10 protein-coding genes are annotated in these 11,483 nt (G+C 69.0%); 3 read left to right on the top strand and 7 right to left on the bottom strand.

Annotated features, from left to right (window positions below):
* Positions 1 to 160: 160 nt before the first annotated feature.
* On the bottom strand, positions 161 to 646 hold the full coding sequence (gene rpsI / locus JOM49_RS10120; protein ID WP_209664048.1) for a 30S ribosomal protein S9: 486 nt from the start codon (positions 644 to 646) through the stop codon (positions 161 to 163).
* 14 nt (positions 647 to 660) lie between these two features.
* The gene (gene rplM / locus JOM49_RS10115) at positions 661 to 1,113 is read right to left on the bottom strand and encodes a 50S ribosomal protein L13 (protein ID WP_113695922.1); all 453 of its coding nucleotides are present in this window, start codon (positions 1,111 to 1,113) and stop codon (positions 661 to 663) included.
* 184 nt (positions 1,114 to 1,297) lie between these two features.
* On the opposite strand from rplM, the gene JOM49_RS10110 reads away from it, so the two are divergent.
* The 3 genes from JOM49_RS10110 to JOM49_RS10100 are packed head-to-tail and all read left to right on the top strand — an operon-like array spanning position 1,298 to position 3,972.
* Entirely contained in the window at positions 1,298 to 2,203 is a 906-nt protein-coding gene (locus tag JOM49_RS10110) for a hypothetical protein (RefSeq protein WP_282771543.1), read from the top strand.
* 13 nt (positions 2,204 to 2,216) lie between these two features.
* Positions 2,217 to 3,119 (top strand): hypothetical protein, encoded by a 903-nt coding sequence (locus tag JOM49_RS10105; RefSeq protein ID WP_209664047.1) that lies wholly within the window; start codon positions 2,217 to 2,219, stop codon positions 3,117 to 3,119.
* A 37-nt stretch (positions 3,120 to 3,156) separates the two neighbouring features.
* Positions 3,157 to 3,972: a DUF4333 domain-containing protein gene (locus tag JOM49_RS10100; RefSeq protein WP_209664046.1), complete on the top strand. Its 816-nt coding sequence runs from the start codon at positions 3,157 to 3,159 to the stop codon at positions 3,970 to 3,972.
* Positions 3,973 to 4,032: 60 nt separating this feature from the next.
* On the opposite strand, the gene JOM49_RS10095 is transcribed toward JOM49_RS10100, so the two are convergent.
* The 5 genes from JOM49_RS10095 to eccCa all read right to left on the bottom strand — a co-directional run bounded on the left by JOM49_RS10095 (position 4,033) and on the right by eccCa (position 11,265).
* Positions 4,033 to 4,320, bottom strand: a complete 288-nt coding sequence (locus JOM49_RS10095) for a WXG100 family type VII secretion target (RefSeq protein WP_209664045.1) — start codon at positions 4,318 to 4,320, stop codon at positions 4,033 to 4,035.
* A 45-nt stretch (positions 4,321 to 4,365) separates the two neighbouring features.
* On the bottom strand, positions 4,366 to 4,683 hold the full coding sequence (locus JOM49_RS10090; RefSeq protein ID WP_209664044.1) for a WXG100 family type VII secretion target: 318 nt from the start codon (positions 4,681 to 4,683) through the stop codon (positions 4,366 to 4,368).
* A gap of 212 nt (positions 4,684 to 4,895) precedes the next feature.
* Entirely contained in the window at positions 4,896 to 5,276 is a 381-nt protein-coding gene (locus JOM49_RS10085; protein WP_209664043.1) for a hypothetical protein, read from the bottom strand.
* 3 nt (positions 5,277 to 5,279) lie between these two features.
* Positions 5,280 to 7,211: a type VII secretion-associated protein gene (locus JOM49_RS10080; RefSeq protein WP_282771549.1), complete on the bottom strand. Its 1,932-nt coding sequence runs from the start codon at positions 7,209 to 7,211 to the stop codon at positions 5,280 to 5,282.
* Positions 7,212 to 7,257: 46 nt separating this feature from the next.
* Positions 7,258 to 11,265 (bottom strand): type VII secretion protein EccCa, encoded by a 4,008-nt coding sequence (eccCa, locus tag JOM49_RS10075; RefSeq protein ID WP_209664042.1) that lies wholly within the window; start codon positions 11,263 to 11,265, stop codon positions 7,258 to 7,260.
* Positions 11,266 to 11,483: the final 218 nt, after the last annotated feature.

The following is an 11,483-nucleotide window of genomic DNA, read 5'->3' as shown; positions in this document are numbered from 1 at the left end:
CCCCCGCGCGGGCCGCGACATGCTTTTGCCCGCAAAAGCCGGGGCCTGCTTCTGCCCGCGGAAACCGGCGGGCCGGTGGGGCGCCGGGCAACACGAAAGCGCCCACCCGGATGAGACGGATGAGCGCTTCCGTGGGTTGCTTCGCTGCCCGAGGGGCAGATCAGCGCTTGCTGTACTGCGGCGCCTTGCGGGCCTTCTTCAGGCCGTACTTCTTCCGCTCGACGGCACGCGCGTCCCGCTTGAGGAAGCCGGCCTTCTTCAGCACCGGACGGTCGTCACCGTCGACCTCGACGAGCGCGCGGGCGATCGCCAGGCGCAGCGCACCGGCCTGACCCGAGATGCCGCCGCCGTGGAGCCGGGCGAAGATGTCGAACGAGTCGGGCTTCTCGACGGTCACCAGCGGCTCACGGATGAGCTGCTGGTGCACCTTGTTCGGGAAGTACTCCTCGAGCGCGCGGCCGTTCAGCTTGAACTCGCCGGTGCCGGGCACGAGGCGGACGCGAACGACCGCCTCCTTGCGGCGGCCGACGGTCTGCGCGTTGCCGCCGGCGGCACGCGAAGGCTTCGGAGCTGCCGGGGTCTCGCTGGTCGCGAAGGCCTCGGTGGCCGCCTCGTCGGCGACGACTTCGGTCTCGGGGCTGGTCACAGACTGTTCCTCACTCACTGGGCGACCTGCGCGATCTTGGTGATCTCGCGCGTCTGGGGCTGCTGCGCCGAGTGCGGGTGCTCCGGGCCTGCGTAGACCTTGAGCTTCTTCGCCTGGGCGCGGCCGAGCTTGTTCTTCGGCAGCATGCCCTTCACGACCTTCTCGAGCAGGCGCTCCGGCCTGGTGTCGAGCAGTTCGCCGAAGGACCGCTTCCGCAGGCCACCGGGGTAGCCGCTGTGGCGGTACGCGAACTTCTGCTCGCGCTTGTTCCCGGTGAGCGCGACCTTCTCGGCGTTGACGATGATGACGAAGTCACCGGTGTCCACGTGGGGAGCGTAGGTCGGCTTGTGCTTGCCGCGCAGCAGCGTGGCGACCTCGGTCGCGAGCCGGCCGAGCACGACATCCTCGGCGTCGATCACGTGCCAGGCACGAGTGACGTCGCCGGGCTTGGGGCTGTACGTGGGCAAGGGTCTACCTCGTCGTCAACATTGCGTGTGGGTTCTGTGCGGGCCTAGCGCTTACGCGCCGCAGCGCACAACGACATATGAAGATACCCGCCGCCTTCGGAGAGGGTGAAAGCGGGGGTGTCCGGCCGTGCTCGATACTAGTGTCTCGACCGACGGACCGCACGAAGACCCGGGGGTGAGCGTGGTGAGCGGCTCGATCTGGGGCACCCGCCCGCGACGGCTGGCCGCCCTGCTGACCGCCGCGGCACTGGTGCTCACCGCGTGCGGTCAGGGCAAGGCGGGGACCGCCATCGCGGACGGTGACGACGCCGCCACCTACGTCAGCGAGAAGTTCGCCGAGCAGCTCGGCAAGCTCGGCGACCAGTTCACCGGCGACCGGCCGCGCAAGAACACCCTCGACCGCTTCGCCAGGGTCGACGACAAGGACTCCGACTCGACCATCACCGGCATCCAGCTCGGCAAGCCGCCTGCCCGGCTGTCCACGAACCGGTCGAAGGAGAACCCGGACGAGTACCTCGACTCGTTCCACCCGGCCGGCAGCGACGTGGAGTACCTGCGCCTGGGTCCGGTCTACGCCAGCCTCGCGCCGACCCCGTGGGTGTCGATGCCCTACAACGGCGACCAGTACGACGAGTGCTTCTGGGGCGGCCAGCAGGACGTCTGCAAGATGGTCAGCGCGGTGACCGAGGCCACCCAGAGCCCGAAGGCACGGGCCGCGAAGAGTGCCAAGCGGCTGGACGACGGCACCGTCGAGCTCAACGCCGACATCACCCTGCGCCTGTTCCTGAAGCACCGCGTCATCGTCTTCCCGCAGAACCTGATCGACCGGATGAGCGAGTCCATGCAGGACGAACCCATCCCGACCAAGCTCACCATCGACGCACAGGGCACGATCAAGGCGATCGAGATGAACGCCAAGATCGCCAAGGACGGGCACGAGGTCGAGATCCGCATGCACTACCAGCACCAGGGCGAGCCCACGGAGCGCGATCTGCCCGAGGTGCCCGCCGAGGCGGAGATCACCGCGCTCAAGACGGAAGCCGAGGTCGACGACTTCTACGACCGGATGGGCGAGATCCAGGGCAACTGAGGGGGAACGACCGATGCAGGGAAAGGCGCGCAGAGCCGCGGCACTGGCCGTGAGCTTGCTGCTGCTCGCCGGCTGCGCCCAGGGCCGCGCCGGCACGGCCATCCCCGACGGCGACGAGGCCGCGGGCTACGTCAGCGCCAAGTTCACCGACACCCTGGAGAAGCTGCACGACGACTTCCAGGCGATGAAGCCGCGCAAGGCCACTTTGGACAAGGTGTTCCACGTCAACGGCGAGGGCCTCGACGTGCAGATCAGCACGGTCCAGGTGGGCAGCCCGCCGGCGGAACTGGTGCGCAACCACTCGACGGTCGACCTCAACGACTACACCGACGCCCTCTACCCGGCGACCGGTACGACGAACTACACGCTCCTCGGGCCGATGTACGCCGGTCTGGCGCCGACCCCGTGGGTCTCGATGCCGCGCAACTTCGCCGTCGGCGAGATCGGCGCGTGCGCGACTGGCATGTACCTGACGCCGTGCAAAATGGTCAACGCGATGGTCAAGTCGACCAAGGAGAACAAGGCGGCGAAATCGGCGAAGCGGCTGCCGGACGGCAGCGTCGAGCTCGCGGTGGACATCACTTTGCGCACTTTCGTGGAATTCAAGATCGAGCTCTTCCCGGAAGACCTGATCGCGAAGTTCACCGACGAGATGATGAACACGATCATCGCCACGAAGATCACGCTGACCCCGCAGAACACCGCCTCGAAGATCGAAATGAACGGCAGTTTCTCGGGTAAGACGAAAAGCGGGAACGACGCCAAACTCGACATCGCCTACCTCTTCCAGATCACCGAAGGCGCGACGGAGAAGGACATCCCCGCCATCCCCGACGCCGCACAGGTGACCGCGCTACCCGACCAGAACGCCGTCGACGACTTCAACCGCAGGCGCGCGGAAATCCAGGGCCGATGACCAGCAACAGGACGACCACCGCGCGAGGTGACCGCTCATGACCCAGCCGCCGAACCAGCCGGGGCAGTGGTGGCAGCCCGGCGCGCCGCAGCAGCAGCCGGATCCGTCCGCCAGCCAGCAGTGGGGGCAGCAACCGGATCCGTCCGGCACCCAGCAGTGGGGCCAACAGCCGGACCCGGCCAGTTCTCCGCAGTGGGGACAGCAGCAGCCCGATCCGTCCGCCAGCCAACAGTGGGGGCAGCAACCGGATCCGTCTGCCGGTCAGCAATGGGGGCAGCAGCAGGATCCCGCGAGCGGTCAGCAGTGGGCGCAGCAGGGCCAGTGGCCGCAGCAGCAGCCCCCACAGTACGGCGGCTACCAGCAGCAGCAAGGTTATCCCCAGAGCGGCCCCCAGCAGGCGCAGCCGCAATGGGGACAGGGCTACCCGCAGCAGCCGCCCGCCCAGGAGCAGCAACAGAGTCAGTACGGCGGCGGTTTCCAGCCGTCTTCGAGCCAGTACGGCGGCCTGGGTGCCTTCGGCGACGGCGGCGAGAAGAAGAAGTCGAAGAAGAAGCCGCTGATCATCGGCGGCGTCGCGGTGCTGGTGCTGGCCGCGGGCGGCGCGGCCGCCTGGTTCGGCGGGCTCTTCAGCGGTGACGTGCTCGATCCCACTTCGGTCCAGAGCGGCATCACCACGGTGCTGAAGGACAGCTACGGCGAGCAGGACGTGCAGAACGCGCAGTGCCCGGACGGGCAGGAGATCAAGACGGGCCACACCTTCGACTGCGACGTGAAGGTGGCGGGGCAGCCGAAGAAGGTGACCATCCGGGTGCTCAACGACAAGCCCGAGTTCGAGGTCGGCGCCCCCAAGTAGCCACTGTGGACAAACGTAAAGGGCCCCGACCGGAGTCGGGGCCCTTGCTGCGAGACGAGCTCAGCCGCCGAACATGTTGCCGACGCCCTTGTCGGTCGCCTGGTAGCCGTCAGCGATCTGCGGCAGCGCGGTGGCGATACGGGCCAGCAGCGACTTCATCTCGTCGAGCGAGCGGTTCCACTCGTCCTGGCGCTGGTTCCACGCCTCCATGGCGTCACCGGTCCAGGTGTCGACCAGCGGGGCCAGCTGCGACTTGAGCTCCTCGAAGCGCGCCTCGAGCTCGCCGCCGGTCGCCGTGCAGTCCTCGGCCGCCTTGTTGATCGTCTCGTAATTAACGACAATCGACATTTCTTACCCTCCGTTGTAAAAGTCTGTGGATTTCCGAGAACTGGATCAGCCGTTGAGGATGGCGCCGAGCGCGGAGACCTGCTCCTTGACATCGGTGTCCTGGGTGTCGTACTTGACACCGGACTGCTGCAGCATGTCGGCGATGTTCTGGAGCGCCTCGTTGATCTTGCGGGACTTCTCGTCGAAGGCTTCCATGACCTGGTTGAAGACCGTGGCGGCCTCACCCTGCCAGCCCGCGCGGGTCTCCTCGATGTTCGACTTCAGCGTGGCAAGGTTCGAGTCCATGTCCGCCTTGGTCTGAGAGACGTTCTTGTGCGCCTCAGCGAACAGGATCGGATCTCCGGTGTAACCGTTGCCAGCCATGTTGGTGGCCCCCTTCGTTGGTGGATGTCCGTACCAAGCTTGTTTGTTTGTACGGACCTACGACGCAGACCTTGCCATGGTTGGTTCCCCCTGTCGCCATCTGTTCCGAAGTAGTTGCTTGCGTTAACGCAGGATCTTGGAACCGGCGGGAACCGGGCAGTTCCGATGACCGGCAGGGTTGCGTCATTCCCTTGTCCCGCAAGGGTTCTGACTCACTTCCGCGGTTCGTCAGGACGGGTTCCGTCGACCCTTCGCATGATTCGCTCTTGCGAAAAGTCTTCGTCCTCGTCACCCACCCGAGCCGGTTTCGGCCGTTCCCTCTTGCGAATGGGAACCAATTCCGCGGCCGAAGGCAGATTTTCGACCGGAAGGGCGTTGCGAACGCGAAAGCTGGTGGCGGCGGCGCGCAGGGCCGGACTCGTCGGCGTGGGGTCGGCCCCGGCCTGCCGGCGGGCCCGGAACTGCTGGGCGAGCGCGGCGCTCTCCGCCCGGTGGCGGTCGCTGCGGGCCTTCGCCTCCCCGGCGACCCGCTCCGAGTGGGTGACGGCGTTCTGCACGGTGGCCCGGAAGCGCGCCGCGGCGTTGTCCTCCACGGCTCAGCGCCCCGGGAGCGGGTTGGTCAGCACGAGGGTGCGCACGATCTGCTCGCAGGCGGGCCGGACGCGGTCCTGGAAGCTGTCCGCGTACTGGCAGCCGACGTGGATGCGCACCTGCCCCTTCGCCTCCACGTACCAGTCGACGAACCAGGTACGCACCCCGTCCGTCTTGAGCTGCCGATAGTGGATCAGGCTTTTGCCCGCAAAAGCATGCCGGGGGTCGAAGGTGGGGTATTCGGCCGACCGCGCCCGCACCGCGGACTCGAGTTCGCCGGTCAGCCGGTCCGGGTCGGCGGAGGCGTCGTAGTTGTTCGAGTACTCCTGCACGACCACCAGGTCCAGGCCCGACTGCGCCTCGCTCGGGTGCAGTTCGACCTTGCGCTCCTCGACCACGCCCCCGGTCTGCGTCCAGTCGGACGGCGCCACGAACTGGTAGTTGTACTGCGCGATCGTCCGGCCGTCCTCGCCCCGGTCGACGAGGAGCAGCGTGGCCACCAACGCGGCGACGAGCAGCAGCACGCCGCCGATCAGCCACGGGAGCCTGCGCTTCCACTTCGCGCGCGGCGCCGGTTCGCCCGGCGGCGGCACCACCGGCTGCCCGTACGGCGGCGACGGGTGCACCGGCTGCGGCACCCGTCCCGGCGGCAAATGCCCAGGCCCAGGCCCCCCTCCCCGGCTTTTCCCCGCAGAAGTGTGCGGGCGGGGGCGGTCGCCTGGGCGGACGATCTCGGTGCGTTGTTCGCCGAGGGGGCGAGGGGCGGCTGGAGAGCGCATGGGGGTTGCGCCGGGCAGGGCGCCGGTTCGGTCCGGGTCGATCAGGACCGCCCGCAGCGCGCCCCGCGCGACCACCGTCTCCGGCTGGTCCAGGGTCGTCGGCACCACACCGGTCCGCTCGTGCACCAGCCGCGAAACCATCGGGATCCGGCTCGAGCCGCCCACCAGGAAGATCGCGGTCAGCTGCTTCGGCCGCAGCCCGGCCTCGTCGATCGCCGCCGCGGTGAGCTCGACCGCGCGCCCCAGCGGCGCGGCGATCAGCTTCTCCAGGTCCTCCCGCGTGACGTGCGCGTCGGCGAAGGGCGGAGGCATCGGCACATCGGTGTAAGTGTGCCGCGAAAGCGTCTCCTTGGCGCCCCGCACATCTTGCCGCAAAACCCGACGGCGGCGGCGATCTGCCAGCTCACGGCCTTCGACCAGCTGTCGCCAGGCGGCCGGATCCGAGCCCGCCACCAGTCCGCCGACGTGCTCCAGCAGCGCCTGGTCGACATCAGCGCCCCCGAAACTGGGGTCGCCCCGCGTCGCCAGCACCTGGAACCCGCCGCGCCGGTCGGCCGGGCCGCGCGGCATCCGCCGGACCACGCTCACGTCCACGGTCCCGCCGCCGAGGTCGAGCACGGCGATCGTCTCCCCGGGCCGGCCGCTGAACTCGACCGTCCGCTCCTGGTTGACCTCCGTCGCGGCGAAGGTCGAGGCGTGGAACACCGCGGCCGCCACCGGTTCCGGCACCAGCGCCACCTCGTGCGCGAGCCGACCGGCTGCTTGCCGCAGAAGCCGCGTGCGGATCGCGCCCCAGTCCGCGGGGTGCGTCAGCACCAGCAGGCCGACCTCGGCACCACCCGCCACCCGCCGCGCCTCGTCGACCGCCCGGCGGAGCACCGCGTTGACCGCGTCGAGCACGCGCAGCACGGTGTCGCCGAGCAGCAGCTCACCCTCGTCGACGCGCCGCTTCGGGTTCGGCTCGAACCGGGAGGGGTCGACGGCCGCCTGCCGCTCGGCCTCCTGGCCGACGAACAGCGTGCCGTCCGGGGCGGCGTAGACCGCCGAGGACATCAACGGCTGCCCGTCGACCACCACGACCTGCGGTTCGCGGCCGTTGATCGAAGCCACGACACAGGTGCTCGATGTCCCGAAGTCCACCGCGACCCGCAAGGTCACCAACCGCTCCCGTGTTCATTCCGCCCAGCCCGTGCCCGTCGGCCGATCACTCGCCCGGCAGGAAGGCGACGTGCATCAGCTGCTTGCCGACCTTACGGCTGACCAGCGTGCCGCGACCCGGCGGCATCTGCGACGGCTTGACGTTGCCGAGCAGCTGCCCCTCGTCCTTGGACCCGTTCATGATGATGCCCGGCATCGCGATTTCCTTGAGCTTGCCGATCACCGGGTCGTAGGTCGACTTCGCGGCACCACCACTGCGGCGCGCCACGATCAGGTGCAGGCCGACGTCCTTGGCCTGGGCCAGGAACTCCGACAGCGGCTTGAGCGGGTTGTTGGTCTGCGTGACCACCAGGTCGTAGTCGTCGACCAGGACGAACAGCTCCGGCCCGCTCCACCAGGAGCGGTTGCGCAGCTGGTCGGGCGTGACGTCCGGGCCGGGCAGCCGCTTCTTCATCGACCCCGCGACGTCCTTCATCATGCCGTCCAGCTGGTTCGACGACACCGCGTAACCGGCCAGCTGACCGCCCTCGATGAAGCCGAGCATCGTGCGCCGGTAGTCGACCAGGATGACCACGGCCTCCTTGGGCGAGTACCGGTCGGTGATGCCCTTGGCGATCGTGCGCAGCAGGTTCGTCTTGCCCGACTCGCCGTCGGCGAACGCCATGAAGTGCGGGTCGGCGTCGAAGTCGAGGTAGACCGGCGAGAGGTCCTCCTCGCTGAGGCCGATCGGCACCAGCTTGGTGTTCCGCTTCGAATCCTGGGCGAGCAGCTGCTCGTACGGGAACATCTCCGGCAGCAGCCGCACCTGCGGGGCCGGGCGCCCCTTCCACGCGGCCTTGATCTTCGCCACCGCGTCGGCCACCCCGGCGCCGATGTCGTCCGGGTCGCTGGACCCGTCGACCCGCGGCAGGCCGGTGAGCATGTGCAGCTTCTCGCGGGTGAGACCGCGACCGGGACGGCCGGCGGGCACGTTGACCGCGACGCGGCGGTCGATGTCGGACTCGCTCGGGTCACCGAGGCGCAGTTCGAACCGGGTGCCGAGCATGTCCTTGATCGCGGGGCGGATGTCCGCCCAGCGGTTCGAGGCGATGACCACGTGCACGCCGTAGGACAGACCCTGCGTGGCGAGCTTGGTGATCTGCGGCTCGAGCTCGTCGAAGTCCTCGCGCAGGGCCTTCCAGCCGTCGACGACCAGGAACGCGTCGCCGAACGGGTCCTGCTCCGGCTTGATCTCACCGCGGCGCTGCCGGTTGCGGAACTCGTTCATCGAGTCGATGCCCATCGCGCCGAACCGGCCTTCACGCTCGGTCACCAGCGTGGACAGCTCGGCGACGATGCGGCGGGCCTTGTCCGGCTCGCGCCGGGCCACCGCGACACCACCGACGTGCGGCAGGCCGGCGAGGCCGGCGAGCGTGCCACCACCGAGGTCGACGCAGTAGAACTGCACTTCCTCGGGGGTGTGCGTGAGCGCCATGGACATGATCAGCGTGCGGAGCATGGTCGACTTGCCCGACTGCGGGCCGCCGACCAGCACGCCGTGCCCGGCGGCACCGGAGAAGTCGGCCCAGAGCGGGTCGCGTCGCTGCTCGTACGGGCGGTCGACGATGCCGAGCGGGATCTGCAGGCGCCCGTTGCCGAAGAAGCCGACCGGCGAGAGGCCGCGGTCCTCGGTGGGGTTGAGGTTCGGCAGCAGCGTGTCGAGGGAGCTGGGCTCCTTCAGCGGCGGCAGCCACACCTCGTGCGCCGGCGGACCCTGCCCGACCAGGCGGCTGACGATCACGTCGAGCTCACTCGGCTCGACCGCTTCGTCCGATTCTGCTTTTGCCTGCGGAATCACCTGCTCCGGCTCAGGCTCCGGTTCCTTGGGCAGTTCCACGAAGTCCGGCACGAACAACTGGGGCCGTTTGTCCGCCCGGACCACGGTCGCGCCGGGCGCGGCCATCTTGATGCCGGCCGGGCGGTACGGGCCCGAAACGTAGGACGCCTTGAACCGCACCATCGTCGAGGTGTCGTACTTGAGGTACCCGCCACCGGGCACCGACGGCAGCTCGAACGCGTCCGGCACACCGATCGCCGCACGAGATTCCGCGGCCGAAAACGTCTTCAGGCCGATCCGGTAGGAAAGGTGCGAGTCCAGCCCGCGCAGCTTGCCCTCTTCGAGTCGCTGCGAGGCGAGCAGCATGTGCATCTGGAGCGACCGCCCCAGACGGCCGATCGCCACGAAGAGATCGATGAAGTCGGGTTTCGCGGCCAAAAGCTCGGAGAACTCGTCGACCACGATGAACAGGGCGGGCAGCGGGTCGAGGTCGGCGCCGTTCTCACGGGCCTTCTCGTACTCCCACACGTTCTTGAAGTTGCCGCCGTTCTTCAGCGCCTCCTGGCGCCGGTTCATCTCCCCCGCCAGCGCGTCCTTCATGCGGTCGACCAGCGTGACCTCGTCCGCGAGGTTGGTGATGACCGCGGAAACGTGCGGCGCGCTGTCGAGCCCGAGGAAGGTCGCGCCACCCTTGAAGTCGACGAGCACGAAGTTGAGCGTGGTGGATGAGTGCGTGGCGAGCATGCCGAGCACCAGCGTGCGCAGGAACTCGGACTTACCGGAACCGGTCGCCCCGATGCACAGGCCGTGCGGGCCCATGCCCTCCATCGCGGCTTCCTTGATGTCCAGCTCGACCGGCTGGCCGTACTCGCCGACGCCGAACGGCACGCGGTAGCGGTCGCGGACCGGGCGCGGGCGCCAGGCCTGCTGCACGTCGAAGGTCATCGGGTCGCCCGGGATGCCGAGCAGCTCGAGCAGCGACGGGTTGGACAGCAGCGGCTCGTCCTCGTCCGCCTCCTGCGCCGCCGTCCCGACCCGGTACGGAGAGAGTTTGCGGGCTAAAGCCTCGGCCTCCACGAGGCTGAGGGTGTCCGGGCGGCCGAACCACTCGACACCTCCGGCACTGCGCGCACCGAGGCGCTCCTCTTCGACGACCAGCCGGAGCCCACGCCGGGCGGCCAGGTTGCCGATCGAGTCGGACAGGTCGATCAGCGTGACGCCGACCAGGCCCTCTTCCAGGATGATCTGCTCTTCACGGGTCACGTCGGCGTCGTCGACGACGATCACCACGTGCGGCTGGTCCGGCGGCGGCGTCGCGTTGCGGGAGAACCGCTGCCGGTCCCGCAGTTCCTCGTCGAGCCAGGCTTCGATCTGCGCCAGCGAACCGGCCATCATGCGCAGCTGGCCGATGCCGTCGGACAGCGCGGGGTGCTGGACGTGGGGCAGCCACTTCGCCCACTCCCACTCCTCCTTCGCCCGCCCGGCGGTGGCGACCGCGATCAGCACGTCGTCCGGGCTGTGGAAGGTGACCATCTGCGCCAGCGCCGCCCGGGTCAGCCCGCGCGTCAGCTCCTTGTCGCCCTGCATGCTTACGGCCGCGAAACCGCGCAGGGTGATCTGGGTGGGCAGGTCGGGGACGATCGAGTGCGCGCGCACGAACCGGCGCAGCGCGAGGGTGGCGATCGGTTCCAGCTCGTCGACCGGGCCGGTCTGCGGCGGCACGAGTCGCGTCGCGAGCCGGTGCGAGCTGCGGCCGACGCGCAGGTGCAGGAAGTCCTGGTCGTTCTGCCGCCGCTCCCACATCCGGCGGCTGGTGGCCAGCGACCACAACGCCTGCGGGTCGGGGTGCACCCACTCCAGCGCGGCCCGCTGGTCGACCATGGCCTCGCGGGCCCGCTCACGCATCTGCCCGAGGTACCGCAGGTAGTCCTTGCGGTCCTCGTTCATCTCGGCCTTCTTCTGACCGCCCCCGCGACCGCCACCACCGGCCATCATGCCGACGGTGCCCATCACCATCATGGCGCCCATCATCAGCATCATCGGGTTGCGTCCACCGAGGGTGAACATGAAGATCATCATCCCGATGGAGGCGACGATCATGACCACCGGCAGCAGCTTCATCACGATGTTGCCGGGGATCGTCCGCGGCACCTCGGGCGGCGGCTCCAGGTGAACCTCGCCACCGGGTGGGCGCGGCGCGGCCAGCCGCGGCGACCGTTTGAACTGCAGCGTGCTCACCGAAGGACCCCTCTTCAACTCGGCGATTCCGGCCGCGAGGCAGACACGGCCGGTCCACACGGTAGCGAACCGGGCGGTCATCCGGGGCGAGACCGCCCAACCTGGGCGGGATCGCGCGAACTACCCCCACGACCACCGGAAGTGCGTTAATACTAGAGCCGCTCGCCGACCGGGCCGGCCTTCCGGCCACGGGCGGGCGACAAGGTGACGCGGGCGTT

Origin of the sequence: Amycolatopsis magusensis, from assembly GCF_017875555.1 — a bacterium.
Lineage (GTDB): Bacteria > Actinomycetota > Actinomycetes > Mycobacteriales > Pseudonocardiaceae > Amycolatopsis > Amycolatopsis magusensis.
This window is presented reverse-complemented; position numbering and strand designations above follow the sequence as displayed.

What these genes read in the sequence shown, in the direction of transcription:
- JOM49_RS10105 (WP_209664047.1), top strand. Translation starts at nt 2,217, where the DNA reads ATGCAGGGAAAGGCGCGCAGAGCCGCGGCACTGGCCGTGAGCTTGCTG.
- JOM49_RS10100 (WP_209664046.1), top strand. Translation starts at nt 3,157, where the DNA reads ATGACCCAGCCGCCGAACCAGCCGGGGCAGTGGTGGCAGCCCGGCGCG.
- JOM49_RS10095 (WP_209664045.1), bottom strand. Translation starts at nt 4,320, where the DNA reads ATGTCGATTGTCGTTAATTACGAGACGATCAACAAGGCGGCCGAGGAC.
- JOM49_RS10090 (WP_209664044.1), bottom strand. Translation starts at nt 4,683, where the DNA reads ATGGCTGGCAACGGTTACACCGGAGATCCGATCCTGTTCGCTGAGGCG.